We start from the raw sequence: 16,821 nt of genomic DNA, 5'->3' as shown, positions 1-16,821 counted from the left end.
TTTATTATCTTTGAGGAACCAACTCTTTCATATTTACATCTTCAACATCACCGTCACTGTCCACTATTACACCTATTAGAGTCAAATTATCTTCTTTATATACACCGTAATATGCTTTTGCAAAGTTATAATCATTCCTATCCAAATCCACAACAATAACGCTGTTGTTTACTTCCCAAGTTCCTGTGAGATTAAAGTCATTTCCGTCTACAGACCAGTAATATTCAAATGTTCCGTCATCATTGAATTTGAAAACTTCAGAATTGTCGGAACTTACAACATCCCATGCAGTTCCATTAATATCATCAGTATCTAATGTAATAAACTCATTGTCAAACAGATTTTTGAAATCATCGGGATTATTTACAATAGTATCTTCATTTGCATTTACAACTAATACTGTGTCTGTAAATAATCCGTCTTCAAGATCAATCCCTTTAACATTATAAACAGAACCGTTTACTTCTGTTGCTCCTACATATACCGGACTTGATGATTGAATTTGCAAAATATTGTTTTCCACATTCCAAGCATAGCTTGCATTATCTTCAACATCAAACACACTGTCTGTTCCGAAAATTAAATAATCCCTATCTTCCAAATCACCGCTATACACATCAGTAACCAAAATTTTATTTACAAAATTATCTTTAGTTATAGGCTGTAATGTTACACCTAAAATTGACGCAATATTTTCGGAACTAATAGCATAAGCCTCAAAATCGCTGATGTTAACAATATTATAGTCTTGCGCATTATCGTTTGTAATAATTTGAGTACCGATATATACATTGTCGAAACTCAATACTCCTTCTAAATTTGATTCGCTGATATTGTATTCTAGTTGACAAATAGAGCTTTCATTGTCATTATCATCAAACGTAAATACATTGTAATAGATCATATCTTTTCCGTTAGTTGTTATCATAACGGATAGTTTTGTATTATTTAAATCATCAACACTGCAACTTCCAACGTCAAAAGTTTCAGTGTTTTCATCAGTATTTACTTCTCCTGAGACAGTAATATTATACTCTGAAAGAGTAACTTTACTCATTAATGAAACTTTTGAACCGTTTTCGTCAGTTAAAGACTGAGGTGTTGTTACCATTACATAATTTGTTGTATAATCATCAAATAAGCTAGTCTCCAATGTTGCTTTTAAATAGTTAGCATTATTTAATTCAACATTTGCTTCAGCTTTTCCAACACTGTCAATACTGTTTTTAGAAGCTTTTATTGTTACATACGGTAGTTCTGTTTCGATACTTTCATTATAAAAGCTCATATCGTCTTTAAACCATGCTACTACTTTATTCCATGTATATCCAAATAAATTACCTACACTGTATTTAAGAGGAAATGAAGTAGCTTTTTCAAGCTGAACTGGAAACATATAACTTATTGAATGTTCATCCTCATCATATTCTACATAAAAAGCGTTAATAACACCGTTTTCTTCATTTACAGGAATTATATACCCGCCATATATGCTTACAATATTATTATCTAACTTCCATTCATCTATATAATTTGTATAATCAATAAATCTCCCGTCTTCTTTAAAATATAAGCAAGTAGTTTCAACTCCATCATCTTCAGCATTTATAAACATATTTGCATAATAAATACTTCCGTTTACATCAGACAGCAATGCAGGATTACCGTTTAATCCTTCAACTAATTCATCTGTACTGTTTACTTCTATAGAATCTAAATTGTTAAACACCATAAAATTAGCAAAGTAATCTGTCATACTTTTTTCAAAATTTAACACTTTATAAAAATAACCCTCGTCTTCATTTACCGCCATAAAATAAACGTCTCCGGCATACTGCACTTCCAAAAGGGTATTATCAATAATTTTCCAATATCCGTGATCTTGAGTTAAAACCAGAGGACTACCTTTTTCTAAAAAATGCAAATAACTTACATCAAGAGTATGATCACTATAAAATTTAAATAATTTTCCTTCTATTAATGCATTTTTATTAGCGAACATATCATCACTGATTGGTAATAAACTTATCTCATCTTCTTCTTTTAACATCTCTTTTAATTGTTCAACATCCACGCTAAAAGGAATTAGACTCTCTTTTATATACTCGACTTTTCCTTCGCCGTTAACTTTTAAAACATAAGCGTCGAAGTTATCTAAATTTTTTGTTTTGAGTATTAAATAATAGGTATAACCATTATCAGTTATTTTAAAACTACTACTATTTAAAACTTCCCAAGTACCTCTATTAGACGTAGTCCCGTCATCGTTTAACGTAATGGAACTACCTTCAATATTCAATATCATATAAATATACCTCAATGAATCAATAGTTAAATAATTATTTGCAAATATTTCATTTACCGCTGTTTCATTAAAATCACCGTCCATAAAAGGTGTACTAAGCATTGTTTTTTCAATTTTTTCATTGTTACTGTCAACGTATGTAATATTAAACATATAATTGTTATTTACAACACTCGTAATTACTCCATATAACGTATCGTTTAAATCCAATACGTTACCTATTTTCCACCATTTACCGGTTTTATCACCTACTTTGTATGTTCCGTCGTCATAAAATTCAATAGGTTCTCCCGTTTGTATATCATAAACCGCTTTTTGTGTTAAATTTATATCTTCGCTATACTCTTCCCCTACAATACTTTTAACTCTTTTCATATTTAAGATTCTGTTATACATTTCATAAACACTGCTTAAATTAATATCATCAATAACAAAGTTGTCTTCTTTCATTTTTGCAATTAAATCATCCAAGCTGCTTATATTATTATCCATTAACGATTCCGCAAGTGATGTAGAATTCCATTCCGTAAGATTAAACTCTTCAATTAATCCTGAACTGTTAAACTCATTATAAATACCGTCTAAATAACCGATAAAAATAGTTTTATTAATATTGTTTACGTCAGATAAATTTACTTCATCAATATCTATATCCGTATTTATAACTGCTTGTGTTAATTGTTGAATTTCCGCATCAGATAATGTAGTATTAGAATCTGTTATTTTCTCTATTATATCCGATACTTCCGGAACGATATCTGTTAAATTTTTATCATTATCCACTAAATCCTCTACAATACCTGAAGCGTTTTCTTCTAATAACTGAGAAACCGTAACCGCTTTTACTAAAATCTCAGGATCTGAAGGATTAACTTTAACAATATCCTCGTTTAAATCCAATGCTTCTTGTACTTTTGTTTTTATTTCAGTAATATTCTCTTCACTTGGCGGATTATCATCATCAAAGTTTTCAACAACTTTTAACCCCGCTACCGTAGACAAAGGAGTAACACTAACCAATGAATCCCCAATACGAGGAGCAATTAATTTCAATACAAAAGGCTCACCAGGTATATTAGAATCATATGTATCGCTTCCAGGCTCTGCTACTATAGGTGCCAAATTTACATTTTTTAAATTACTGTTATATGAAATTGAAAATCTACCATCTACACCTGTTTTATTATCATACGGTTCACCAACATCACACATTCCATTAAAATTTAAATCCAAACATACTTTTGCATTCACAATATAACCATCAGCTACTGTACCGCTTACAGTTCCAGTTGATGATGTTGAAGTAGACGAACTCCCTCCACCTCCACAACCGATCAATATAATTGATGCTGCCACACTAGAAAGAATTATTTTAGTACTCTTTTTCATTTCATATCCTTTTAATATTGGATTAATATATTATAAATCTTTATATGATAAAATGTCAATATATTAAATTAATATTAATTAAAAATTATTTCAACTTTAAAAGGAAATTATGAAAAAATCTGTGGCACTTTTAATTACACTGTTTTTTTTATTGTCAGTTTTATTTATTTTAAATATAGTTTTAAATAGCTATGAAAAATATTCAAAAGAATTAAAACCTTCATATATAGCAGAAAATTCCCTTGTTATTAAAGATTATCTGCAAATACTATTTAAAATTTCAGACAAAATCAAAACATCAAAAGACCTTCAAAAAATTTTTACCACTGTTCCTTTATCAAGTAAAGAAGGGAATTTTAGAATTATTTATACAATTAAACCTCTCTTTAATAAAATAGACATAAACACTTTAATAAACGGAAATAAAATAAATACATATATTGAAAATTATATAGATAATATTCTCAGTTATTATCAGATACAAGATCCCCTGTTTTTTAAAGATCTTCTGCTTGATACAATCGATACCGACAGTAAAGAAAGAGAAGCATACAGTGAGATAGTTTCACAAAATCCATATTTTCAAAACGGAAAAATATACAACTTTAAGCATCTTGAACAGATAGAAAACTATTATTATAAAAGGACTAATGATAAAAATATATACAGTATACCGTGGAAAAAGTTTATATTTTTCGGAAACGGCAGAAAACATATTCTTGAATGTAACTTAATGACAAAAAAAGTTGCAGAATTTTTAGGTCTTACTTTCAGCGATTCTGTATCATGCAAAAGTATAGAAAATAAAGAAAACAATAAAACAATAAAAAATTTAAATATAATTGCATATGATAAAAACAAAAGTTTCTGGATAGAGAGCGATATAACTTATTTTTTAAACAGTCAAATGCAAAATATTAAGATTGTGTATGATCTGCACAATAAAAAGGTGATTTCTGTTGAGAGTAATCCTGTATACTAAAGATTTTAACGAAAAAATCAGCGAACCCGTCGATGTTATTCTTTCTCCGCAATACTATTGGATTAAAAAGATAGATATACCGATCAAATCTTTAAAAGATGCAAAAAAACTTTCAAAAACCCTTTTTAAACTTGATGAAAACTATATTTACGACGCTTTTAAACTTAACGGCAAATATTTTGCCTATGCAATTAAAAAAAATCTGAAAATCAATATTGACAAAAAATATATTAATTCCATAAGACTGGCTCAGACTGAACTGTATAATTTTGAAAAAATAAATGTCTCAGACAAACATTCAATTCAAAAGGTAGACGATTTGCTTTTTTGCTTTCCAAATGTTGAAGACGCTCCGAATATTAATGATGTTATTAACAGCATACAGCTTTCAAAAAATACCGTAAATATATATAACCGCCTGAATCTGGACAAATCTATACTGATTTATTCGGCTGTTATTTTAATTTTGCTAAATTTTATTTTTATTTCAGGATTTATACAAAATGAAAATGCAATAAAAAGTCTGGAAAATCAAAAAGAATCACTTATTAAAAAATATAATCTTCCAAAAACAACTTTTCAGTTAAAGTCTATTTTAAACGAACTAAAAAATGAAGACAATACTCAGAAAAAAATCAGAAAAAGTCTTGAATTTATTACTAAAACACCTCTAAAAAAAGGAGAAAAATTTTTAAAGCTGTCATATGATAAATATTTTAATATTGAAATTAAAACTGACAGAAATTTTGACAAATATTTTTCAAAAAAATTTAAAGTAACATCATCGTTAAAAAACGGTATTTATAAAGCGAGTCTGTATGAATAAAAAAATACTTATATTAACAGGACTTTTACTGCTGCTTATAACGGCAAATTTTTTTAATTTATACATTAAAAGCAAAAAAGAATTAAAAAATGAATACCAAAATTATATTGTATTTTATAAATCCGCAAATGAATTTATCAATCTTAAAAACAGATATTCCGAAAAACCCGTAAAAATGCTCAAATCTATATGCAGTATTAAAAATTCAAAAATAAAATGTACAAATTTGTCCAAAAATCAGCTAAGAACAATAAACCAGTTTTTAAAATCAAACGTTAAAATCAAAAAATTCAGTATAAGCAGCAATAAAGGAAATTTTGATTTTTATGCGGAGATTATTAAATGAAAAAATTTATAACCGTCTTAGCAGGTTTTATTATCGGGTTTTATATATTTATGCCGAAAACGGAAATTTTTTACTTTATCCAAAATATACTGTCAAAAAACGGTATTTATTTAACAGCGAATACAAAATCAGACATATATAAGCTTAATCTCTCAAACGGTAAAATATACTACAAATCTATAAAAACCGCAGAATTTAAAAAAGCATTAATTTATCCATACATTTTTTATAATAAACTATATATTACCGATATAACACTGCCTATAGACAATATAAAAATAAACGAAGTGTCTTTAACTCAAAATATTATACATCCTTTTATTATTCAGATAAAAGCAGAATCAAATATTGCAAAAAACATTTACGGAAATATAAATTTATCAAATAAAGAAATTAGAATATATTTCATAAAAATATATAACAATGCAATTAAACAGTTCTTAAAAAAAGATAAAAAGGGATATTACTATTATGAAAAATTTTAAATATCTGTTTATATTTACAATATCTTTTTTATCAGCCGGAGTTTTATGGAGTGTAATAAGTATATTTTTACCTAAACTTCCTGTTACTTACATACCTCCAAAATTTGACAGTATATTTTATAATATTGATTTAACCAGAATTTTTACAACAGAAACAATAAAACCACAGCCTATAAAAACACAAAACAATCAAAAAACCGTATCTTCGTTAGAAGGTATAAAATTAAAAGCAGTTTATAATGACGGAAAAAAAGCTTTTATCATTTTAGATGATAAAGGAAAAAGCATATTTTTAGATATTAATCAGACATATAAAGGATATAAACTTATAAAAGTATATAATTCATATGCAGTATTCGAAAAAAATTCAAAACAATACATTTTATCTTTTAATTCTGACCAGTCTAATCAACAAATAAAAAATAAAATCAAACAAAATAAACAGAAATTTAAAATTAATTCAAATAAAAAAATTATTTCAAAACACATACTTGAAGAATACAGAAAAAATTTTTCAAAAATATGGAATGAAATAGGAATAATCAGAGCAAAAAGCGGTTATAAAATCACTTATATAAAAAAAGGTAGTGTTTTTGATAAATTAGGATTAAAAAGAGGCGATATAATTATAAAAGTAAACGGTATAAAACTTAAAAATGACGCTGAAGCATGGTATTTATACAATCACATTGATAAATATAACCATATAGAAATAGAAATAAAAAGACATAATAAAACAAAGGTGATAGATTATGAAATTAATTAAATTATTAATTATTTTAAGCGTGATGCTTTTCGGAGCACAGATAGAACTTAATTTTAAAAACCTTGAAATAAAAGATTTTATTAAAATGGTGGCTAAAATTACAAATAAAAACATACTGCTCACTAATGATATAAGAGGAGAAGTCAATTTTATTTCAGTCAAACCTGTCAATGAAAATGAAATATACGATATTTTATTAAATATTCTCCGTTCTAAAGGCTACACAATAGTTTCCGAACACGGATATTTAAAAGTTGTAAGATCTTCAGAAGCGCTTAGAGAAGCACCTTCCATAAATTCTAAATCACCGTTTCAAATAACAACAGACATAATAAAACTTAAAAACATAACTGCAAAAGAAGCATATACTCAAATAAGCTATTTAAAAAGCAGATACGGAAAAATAGTAATCAATAATGAAAAAAATATGCTAATTATTACTGATTATCCAAAAAACCTTAAAGTAATAAAACAGCTGTTAAGCAAAATAGACACATTAAACAAACCTGATATTATATATTTTAATTTAAAAAACACTCAGATCAACAAGGTATATCCTAAAATATCAGATATAGCAAAAACACTGTTTAATCCCAGAATTTATAAATATAAAATTATAAAAAACGATAACAACAATGGAGTTATTTTAGTCGGAGAAAAAAAAGTTATTGAAAAAATTTTAATAAATATTAAAAAACTGGATACAAAACCTAAACAGCTTAACCAGATAACGGAAATTATTACACTTAAAAATTCAGACGTTTCAAACATGTCTAAAATAATAAGCAAAATAGTTTCATTAAAATATAAAAAAAACAAACCTTCTGTTACGGAAGATAAAGAAACAAATTCACTTATAATTATTGCAACACCAGAACAGATGGATACAATTAAAACAATTATAAGCGCTCTTGACATACCTAAAATGCAGGTATACGTAAAAGCCAGAATACTTGAAATAAGCAATCTTAAAGCCTCACAGATAGGTGCAAAACTTGGCCTATTCGGAGGAAGCGCAACAAGCAGCGGACTCTATACCATGAGTTTAAATATGGGCGGCCCGGCTATTGCTTCACTAACAGACATACAAACTCTTGGACTCAGTATTCCTACAATCAGACAGGGACTGGCACTGGGCGCCACAATAGATCTGCTTGAAACATTCGGTGCTGCTAAAAAATTAAGCGAACCTTCAATTCTTTGTATAAATAATACCCCCTCATCCATATATGTAGGTAAAACAGTTTCTGTAAAAACTGGTCAGACAACATCAACATCTACCAGTGTATCATATTCAAGACAGGATATAGGTCTTACTCTGGATATAAAACCAAGAATCGACAGCGACGATAAAGTATCTCTTGACGTTAAAGCCGTAGTAGAAGACATACTTCCGGGTTCTCCTGATAATACACTGCCAATAACTTCAAAAAGAGATATCAAAACAACCACTATTGTCAACAACGGACAAAGTATTATTATTGGAGGACTTGTTAAAAACAACAAAGATATCACCATTAAAAAAGTACCTTTTTTTGGAGATATTCCTATATTAGGAGCTTTATTTAGACACAAAGAAGTAAATGAAGACAGAACAACACTAGTAATTGTTCTTACACCTTATATCGTTAAAAAAAGTAAAGATCTGGATAAATTAAGACTGACTCTCGGCAAATTAAACGAGCTTGAAAGAAAATTTGCAATTGAGTATATCAACAAAAGAAAATTAAATGAAACAGATAAATAATATAAATCCGAAAGCTCTGCAAATTGAAAATTTTAATATTGAAGAAGGTATTAAATATTCTCTGCTTCCGGGTATTTTAGAAGATAAAAAATTTTTTTTTACAACTCAGGATTCATTAATAGACGCTCTTAATTTTTATAACAAAACAGATCTGCCTCTTGAACTCATAATAACAGACACCGAATCTTTTAACAGACTTTTAAACCAGTTTTTGGAATTAAAAACACAAAAAGAGCTTCAAAACAGCGACATAGAAGTGGAGGAAGAATTATCACTTGACGATTTTATAAAAGGCGGACTTGATATATTAAATTCCGAAAATTCCGCTCCTATTATTAAATTCGTAAACTCTATGTTTTTTCAGGCTGTTAAAAAAAGAGCAAGCGACATTCATATTGAAACGCATGAAAATTTCGGAACTATACGTTTCAGAATTGACGGTGTGCTTATAACACAGGCCACTCTTCAAAAAAACATTATCAATTTAATTATAAACAGAATTAAAGTAATTTCAAATCTGGATATAAGCGAAAAAAGAATACCTCAAGACGGAAGAACGCAGATTAAAATAGCAAATAAAACAACAGATATAAGGGTTTCGGTTATTCCCACTTATTTCGGGGAAAAAGCGGTTTTAAGACTTCTTATGGAAAGCGAGGATATTCCGAGTTTAAAAGAACTAGGTTTCGGAGATGAAATAACAGAAGGTTTTAAGGAACTGCTAGAACACTCATATGGAATGATACTGGTTACAGGTCCTACGGGAAGCGGTAAATCAACCACTCTTCACAGTTTTTTACAAACAATAGCGACTCCAACTAAAAATATTATCACTATTGAAGATCCGGTAGAATATAAAGCCGACAATATTAATCAGATTCAGGTAAACAATAAAGTAGGTCTTACATTCAGCAGCGGCCTTAGAAGCATTTTAAGACAGGATCCGGATATTATAATGGTAGGAGAGATTAGAGATAAAGAAACGGCCACTATAGCTATCCAGGCGGCTTTGACAGGACACCTTATGCTCTCAACTCTTCATACTAACAATGCTGCATCAACTATAACAAGACTAATGGACATGGGTGTTGAACCTTTTTTAATAGCTTCGTCTTTAATAGGTATTCTTTCCCAAAGGCTAGTAAGGGTTTTGTGTGAGTGTAAAACAGAAGACGATCCGGATAAATTTAAAGAAATAATAAATAAAAATCCTATTCTTTCCAAATTTACACCCGAAAAAATATACAAGGAAAACGGATGTCCCAAATGCAACTTTACCGGATTCATAAAAAGAAAAGCAGTAGGAGAGCTGTTTATAATGAACGATGAAATAAAATCCTTAATAGCCAAAGGCACAAACGACATCGAACTCAAAAACAAAATGATACAAATGGGTATGAAAACTTTAAAAGAAAATATAGCGCAAATGGTAATTAACGGAGAAACATCGGTATCAGAAGCCGTAAGAGTAGGTATTAAGGATTAAGATGCTTTTCAAATATGAAGGTTTTGATAAAGAGGGTAAAAAAATAAAAGGCAAAATAGAAGCCGACAGCGAAAACGAGGCCAAAGAAAAACTTAACAGTTTATATATAACAGACATCAAACCTGTTAAAAAAATAGATTTTAATTTTTCATTTACAAAAGTACCGAAAAAAGAGCTTATCAAAACTTTCAATACACTAGGTTTATATTTAAAATCATCCATACCGTTAGTAAGTGCGCTTAACCTTACAAAAAATCAAAGCGAAAACAATAAAATTATAAAATTTTTGGATTATCTGCAGCAGTCTATAAAGGAAGGAAAATCACTGTATAATTCATTGGAATCACAAAAAATAATAAAACTCCCTTCTTATGTAAAAAGTACCATTAAAGTAGGAGAAGAAAGCGGAAAACTTGATATTGTCCTTATAGAAATAGCAAGGTTTTTAAAAGATGAAAACAGACTTTCATCAAAAACATCACAGGCGTTGATATATCCTCTTTTTATTATTATAGTTGCAGTTTTTACGGTCAGTTTTATGCTGACAACCGTAGTCCCTAAAATAGTAAAGGTGTTTCAAAATCTGCACGAACAGCTTCCGACAATAACAAAAATAGTTATTGCCAGCGGAAATTTTTTAAAAAACAATTTTTTATTTATTTTCGCCGCAATATTAATACTTATTATAACTTATTATATTTTTTATACTAAAAACAGGAAATTTAAACTTTTAATACATAAAATACTTTTAAAAATCCCAATTATAAAACAGATAATAATAGCCAAAGAACTCGGAAGATTCAGTTATCTTACATCAACACTCGTCAATTCAGGCGTTAATTATATAAACGCTGTAAATCTTGCAGTTAATACAATACAAAACGAAGCAATAAAAGAAAAATTCGAAAAAGCGTTAAAAGACGTAATAGAAGGTAAAAAACTTTCAGTCTCCCTCAAAAAAGCCGGATTTAATTACGATATTAGCTTTTTGCAGGCCATTGCGTTAGGTGAAGAAACGTCACAAATCGATACTGTTTTAAAAAATTTAAGCGAAATCTATTTTGAAGAAAACGAAGCCAGAATAAACACTCTTTTAAGTTTAATAGAACCGGCTCTTATCGTAATAGTAGGGGGAACGATAGGATTCATCGTAACAGCAATGCTGCTTCCGATGTTTAGTATGAATATAATAAAATAATTATTTTTCTATTTTATCGCTGTCTATTTCTATTACCGTATGAACGTTGCCTCGCGGATTGAAATCCATTGTTACTTTCATATATTTGGGTTTAAGCTTATTATAAAGCGTATCGAATATTTCGTTTGCGCTGTCTTCGTGGGAAATGTATCTGTTCATAAAAGAATTTATAAACAGCTTAAGGGCTTTTAATTCCACCACCCACTCATCAGGCGTATATTCAAGATATACAGTCGCAAAATCAGGATATCCGCTTCTTGGGCATTTACACATAAATTCGGGAAGAGTGATTTTGATTAAATAGTTTTTTTTATGTTTATTCGGCCATATTTCCATATTTTCGGGATTAAATTCTAAAATTTCCTTTTCCCCATATCTGATTTCACTCATTATATTCCTTATACGTCTATATTTTCTACTTCTTTTGCGTTAGCCTGGATAAACTCACGTCTAGGCCCTACTTCGCTTCCCATGAACAGCTCGAATTTCTCAGCGGCTTTTTCGGCGTCTTCCATAGTCACCTGGATAAGCACTCTGTTTTCAGGATTCATTGTAGTCTCCCAAAGCTGTTCAGGATTCATTTCACCAAGACCTTTGTATCTTTGGATATGGGCCCCTTTTCTGGCTTTTTCTACAACTTCATCCAGTAGATCCAGATAATCTCTATCAATAATATCTTTATATTCCTGAAGTTTCTGATAAACTTTTTTAGCTTCCACAAAAAGCTGATGGTTAAGAAGTTTATCATCAATTGTAATCTCTTCAAGTCCTCTGTTTGTCTGGATATAGTAATGGTCATCGTGTCTGGAAATAATATTAAATCCAAGACTTTCAAGGAACTTAGGAAGCTCTTCCAAGTTTCCGTTTTCAATTAAAAATCTTATAACCTCAGGGATGTTGAATCTTTTTGAAAGTCTGTCAAGAAGCAGTTTGTAAAGCGCTGCATATTTTAACAACTCTTTAAGTTCAGGCTTTCCTACTCCGGTAATATCGATAGAATTTATACCCTGCTCTATTAAAAATTCATTCAGTTCTTTGTCGTCTTTAAGGTATTTTTCAATTTTACCCTTTTTATATCTGTAAAGAGGCGGCTGTGCGATATAAAGATATCCGTTTTCAATAACTTCTCTTAAATGGTTGAAGAAAAATGTCATAATAAGCGTCTGGATATGACTTCCGTCTACATCGGCATCCGTCATAATTATAACTTTATTGTATCTTATTTTATCAATGTCAAAATCTTCGCCTATCCCGGTTCCGAGTGCAGTGATTATGTTTTTAATTTCTTCTGAACTAAGAGCCTTTGCGTCAGTAGATTTTTGGGTATTTAATATTTTACCTCTTAATGGAAGAATAGCCTGGAATACTCTATCTCTTCCTTGTTTTGCACTTCCTCCCGCACTGTCACCCTCAACTAAATATAATTCGCTTTCAACCGGGTCTTTGCTTTGACAGTCCGCAAGTTTTCCAGGAAGCGTACCTACACCTACTTTTGCCTGTTTTCTAGTAAGATCCCTGGCTCTTTTGGCTGCAATCCTGCTTCTGGCAGCTGCAATTGCTTTTTCGGCTATAAGTTTTGCTTCATTAGGATTTTCTTCAAAAAATCTCGTAAGATATTCATACGTAACTTTTTGAGTAATAGGTTTAACGTATGAGCTTCCGAGTTTACCTTTAGTCTGGCCTTCAAACTGAGGTTCGCTCATTTTAACGCTGACAATTGCATTAAGACCTTCTTTTACGTCGTCACCGGTAATTTTAAGATTCTCTTTAAGCTTCATATTTTTATTGATGTAATTTATTACGGCCTTGCTGAGCCCCGCTTTAAATCCGCTCTCGTGCGTACCGCCTTCCGGGGTTCTTATGTTGTTAACAAAACTTAATACTTTTTCGTCATATCCGCTGTCGTAACAAAGGGCCACCTCAACATCAAGTGCTTTTTCCTCGTCACTGTAATGATCGTTAAAATAAACAACATCGCTTATACATTCTTTGTTGGTTAAAGTTTTAACAAAATCTTTAATACCGCCTTCGTAGTGGTATTCTTCTTTAACACCGTCGTTTTCATTTTCGAACTTGATAGTAATATTAGGATTCAGGTAAGCTAGTTCTTTTAATCTTTTTTGAAGTATTTCGCTTTTAAAAGTAGTAGTTTCAAATATTTCGTCATCCGGCCAGAACTGTATAGTAGTGCCTGTTCTGTTTGTATTTCCTATTACTTCAAGATCTGTAACGGGTTTACCTCTTTCAAATTCCTGCTGCCATATTTTGCCGTCTCTTTTAATTGTCATAATGAGTTTTTTTGAAAGGGCGTTTACTACTGAAACCCCTACCCCGTGAAGACCGCCTGAAACTTTATATGTTTTATTGTCAAATTTACCCCCGGCATGTAAAACCGTTAAAACAACGGTTGCCGCAGGAATTTTTTCTTCAGGATGGATATCAACCGGAATACCCCTACCGTTATCTGAAATTTCGGCACTTCCGTCTTTATTAATTTTTACTTTGATTTCATTGGCAAATCCAGCCATTGCTTCGTCAATAGAGTTATCAACCACTTCATAAATTAAATGATGAAGACCTTTTACAGAAGTATCCCCGATATACATTCCGGGTCTTTTTCTTACTGCCTCAAGACCTTTTAATACTCTAATATTCTTAGCACCGTAATCGCTCATTAAATTCCTTTTGAGTCATTTTTTAATATTATATCAAATATTAAGCGGCATTACTATTGTTATGAAATTATCGTCTTTTAGCATAAACGGTATATTCGGCTCATTAAGACCCAGTACAAATGTATCGCTTTCAATTACATTTAAAAAGTCCATAATATATCTGCTGTTTACTGCAAACGTAAATTCTTCTAAAGGAGTGTTAATTTCAAAGCTTGTTTTTGCCTGCATTGTTTCATCACTTATACTTTCGAAAGTAATTTTATCTGTATTGATTGTAATTTTTACTTCGTTTGAAATAATACTTACCTGTTTTAAATGTGATAAGAATTCTCCTTTTGGTATTGAAAGCTCATATTTTAAGCTTTGAGGAATTATTTTTTCGTATGCAGGAAATTTTCCGTTTATAAGTTTGGTGAAAAACATAATTTCACCGTTTTTAAGAATTAAATACACATCGTCATAAAAAATTTCCATATCGTCTCTGATTACTCTTTTTATTTCAGCTATACTTCTTTTAGGAACTATTATTTTTGATTCTTTTGCTTTTGCATTTGAATAATATACGGCTAATCTTCTGGTGTCTGTTGAAACAAAGTTTGTTTTATCTTTCAGATCAAAAAGAGCACCGTTTAATTCATATTTAGGGTTGTTGTTGTCTATTACCGGATAGATTTTTTTAATAGCTTTATTTAATTCTTCTATTTCTATATCGATTTTACTCATTTCGTCCGTATTTGGAAATTCAGGAAATTCGCTTGCATTAAATGATGTCAGTTTATAAATGGAGCTGTCTTGTGTGATTGTTATCTGATTATCTTCTGTTTTGATTTCTATTTCTTTGTTTTGAAGTGTTTTAATGATATCCAAAAATCTTTTTCCGTTTATTGTTATTGTTCCTGAATCTAAGATATCTGCATTTGTTACTACTTTGATTCCGATTTCTTTGTCTGTTGCTTTTAGTATCAGTTTTTCGTTGGCTTTAATGAGTATGTGGGATGTTATTTGGGTGTTGTCTTTTTTTTCGGTAAAGGGTATTATTTGGTTTAAAATGCTTTCGATTACCGGTTTTTCTATTTTGATGTGCATTCTTTCTCCTTATTTAAATTTAAATAGTAATAATAATAAGATGCGTTAAAATGTGAAAAGATAACTTTTTTCCCATTATACCTAAAAAAAACGGGTGAATGTGAAAAACTTTTTTATTCACTTTATTCACTTTTTCTTATTTGGATTTTATTTTTAAGCTCTTCAATTTTTATTCTGAATTCGCTGTCTTCTTTCAGTTTTTTATTAAAACTTTTAATAGCGTGGCTAACGGCACTGTGATCTCTGAGTCCGAAATATTTTGCAATAATCGGAGTTGATTCTTTTGTAAATTCCCTTGCAAGGTAAATAGCGCATCTTCTTGCAGCCACTATATTTTTATTTCTGCTTTTTGAGACTATTTCGCTAGGTTTTATATTAAACTCTTTTGCGATAAGTTTTATGATGTCTTCAAGAGTAATTACTTCTTTTTTGTCTTTTATATGTTCTTTAAGTGCCTGTTTTGCAAAGTCAAGCGTTATTTCGTTTATTCCCAAAATTTTAGACATAGCGTTTATTTTTGTAATCATTCCTTCGATTTCTCTTATGTTTGAATCAAGTTTTGTTGCGATAAACTCGATTATTTCTTCCGGAAGATATATACCGTTTAGTTCGCATTTTTTTCTGATAATTTCTATTTTTGTTTCAAGCTCAGGCGGCTGAATATCCACGATAAGTCCCGCTTCAAACCTGCTTCTTAGTCTGTCTACAAGGTCGTAGAGTTTTTTAGGAGGTCTATCGGCCGTGAGGCATATCTGTTTTTTTTGGTTATAGAGTTCGTTGAAGGTATGGAAAAATTCTTCCTGGGTTCTTTCTTTTCCGGCGAAAAACTGTACGTCGTCTATTAGTAAAACATCGCAGTTTCTGTATTTTTCGTGAAATCTTTCAGGAGTTTTCATTCTGATGTTTTCCGTAAATTCGTTCATAAACTGTTCGCTTGTAACGTATAATACATTTAAAGAGCTTTTTAAATAATTTCCTATTGCCTGGAGAAGGTGTGTTTTACCGAGCCCTACCCCTCCGTAGATAAACAGAGGATTGTAATTTTTCCCCGGATTTTCCGCTACACTTTTTGCTGCGGTATATGCAAACTGGTTTGAAGGTCCTACTATAAAGCTTTCAAAGGTATATTCAGGTATTAGAACGCTTGGCGTTGAAGGTTCTATTATTTCTTCAAGGGTTACGGGTTTATGTGTTATTTCCTTTGTAACTATGTCTATTTTGGGTTTGATGCCTGTTTCTTTTTCATACAGTTCGCTTATTTTGTTAAGATATTTTCTTTTTACGAAATTTGCTATAAATATATTAGGAGCTTTTATTATTAAATGTGTTGAGGTTGAATTTTTTTCGTCAAATTCCAAATTTTTAATAAATTTATTATAATTCACAAGGTTTTCACTTTTTAGTGAATCTTTTATTTTTTTAAATATACTCAAATGCGTCCTTTGTGAATAACTTTTTTTTCACATTGTGAATATTTTGTGAAAAATTATGTGAATTAAATTTTATCATATCGGAGAATAAATGTAAAAT

The 16,821-nt window shown here is 30.1% G+C and carries 13 protein-coding genes; 8 read left to right on the top strand and 5 right to left on the bottom strand.

The features are described 5' to 3' along the window. Positions 1–4: 4 nt before the first annotated feature. Positions 5–3,517: a hypothetical protein gene (locus C3L23_RS00065; RefSeq protein WP_168175680.1), complete on the bottom strand. Its 3,513-nt coding sequence runs from the start codon at positions 3,515–3,517 to the stop codon at positions 5–7. A gap of 286 nt (positions 3,518–3,803) precedes the next feature. Between C3L23_RS00065 and C3L23_RS00060 the strand changes: the two genes are divergently transcribed. The 8 genes from C3L23_RS00060 to C3L23_RS00025 are packed head-to-tail and all read left to right on the top strand — an operon-like array spanning position 3,804 to position 11,530. After that, a complete protein-coding gene (locus C3L23_RS00060; protein WP_127679140.1) occupies positions 3,804–4,676 on the top strand; it encodes a hypothetical protein in 873 nt (290 codons plus the stop codon). After that, positions 4,654–5,502: a hypothetical protein gene (locus C3L23_RS00055; protein WP_127679139.1), complete on the top strand. Its 849-nt coding sequence runs from the start codon at positions 4,654–4,656 to the stop codon at positions 5,500–5,502. The genes C3L23_RS00060 and C3L23_RS00055 overlap by 23 nt, the downstream gene beginning before the upstream one ends. After that, the gene (locus C3L23_RS00050; protein ID WP_127679138.1) at positions 5,495–5,848 is read left to right on the top strand and encodes a hypothetical protein; all 354 of its coding nucleotides are present in this window, start codon (positions 5,495–5,497) and stop codon (positions 5,846–5,848) included. The genes C3L23_RS00055 and C3L23_RS00050 overlap by 8 nt, the downstream gene beginning before the upstream one ends. After that, entirely contained in the window at positions 5,845–6,333 is a 489-nt protein-coding gene (locus C3L23_RS00045; RefSeq protein WP_127679137.1) for a hypothetical protein, read from the top strand. The genes C3L23_RS00050 and C3L23_RS00045 overlap by 4 nt, the downstream gene beginning before the upstream one ends. Continuing rightward, positions 6,320–7,099 (top strand): PDZ domain-containing protein, encoded by a 780-nt coding sequence (locus tag C3L23_RS00040; protein WP_127679136.1) that lies wholly within the window; start codon positions 6,320–6,322, stop codon positions 7,097–7,099. The genes C3L23_RS00045 and C3L23_RS00040 overlap by 14 nt, the downstream gene beginning before the upstream one ends. Further along, positions 7,086–8,846, top strand: a complete 1,761-nt coding sequence (locus C3L23_RS00035; RefSeq protein ID WP_127679135.1) for a secretin N-terminal domain-containing protein — start codon at positions 7,086–7,088, stop codon at positions 8,844–8,846. The genes C3L23_RS00040 and C3L23_RS00035 overlap by 14 nt, the downstream gene beginning before the upstream one ends. Continuing rightward, positions 8,830–10,332, top strand: a complete 1,503-nt coding sequence (locus C3L23_RS00030) for a GspE/PulE family protein (RefSeq protein WP_127679134.1) — start codon at positions 8,830–8,832, stop codon at positions 10,330–10,332. The genes C3L23_RS00035 and C3L23_RS00030 overlap by 17 nt, the downstream gene beginning before the upstream one ends. Before the next feature lies 1 nt (position 10,333). After that, on the top strand, positions 10,334–11,530 hold the full coding sequence (locus C3L23_RS00025) for a type II secretion system F family protein (RefSeq protein ID WP_127679133.1): 1,197 nt from the start codon (positions 10,334–10,336) through the stop codon (positions 11,528–11,530). Here C3L23_RS00025 and queF read toward each other — a convergent pair whose 3' ends face one another. The 4 genes from queF to dnaA form a co-directional block, all read right to left on the bottom strand. Continuing rightward, positions 11,531–11,920, bottom strand: a complete 390-nt coding sequence (gene queF, locus C3L23_RS00020) for a preQ(1) synthase (protein WP_127679132.1) — start codon at positions 11,918–11,920, stop codon at positions 11,531–11,533. Positions 11,921–11,928: 8 nt separating this feature from the next. Further along, positions 11,929–14,205, bottom strand: a complete 2,277-nt coding sequence (gene gyrB / locus C3L23_RS00015; protein ID WP_127679131.1) for a DNA topoisomerase (ATP-hydrolyzing) subunit B — start codon at positions 14,203–14,205, stop codon at positions 11,929–11,931. A gap of 33 nt (positions 14,206–14,238) precedes the next feature. After that, entirely contained in the window at positions 14,239–15,291 is a 1,053-nt protein-coding gene (dnaN, locus tag C3L23_RS00010; protein WP_127679130.1) for a DNA polymerase III subunit beta, read from the bottom strand. A gap of 122 nt (positions 15,292–15,413) precedes the next feature. Next, positions 15,414–16,724 (bottom strand): chromosomal replication initiator protein DnaA, encoded by a 1,311-nt coding sequence (dnaA, locus tag C3L23_RS00005; protein ID WP_127679129.1) that lies wholly within the window; start codon positions 16,722–16,724, stop codon positions 15,414–15,416. Positions 16,725–16,821: the final 97 nt, after the last annotated feature.

It is taken from the genome of Nautilia sp. PV-1, from assembly GCF_004006315.1.
Taxonomy (GTDB): domain Bacteria; phylum Campylobacterota; class Campylobacteria; order Campylobacterales; family Nautiliaceae; genus Nautilia; species Nautilia profundicola_A.
Note: the sequence above shows the minus strand (reverse complement) of the source record. Positions and strands in the feature narration are given on the sequence as shown.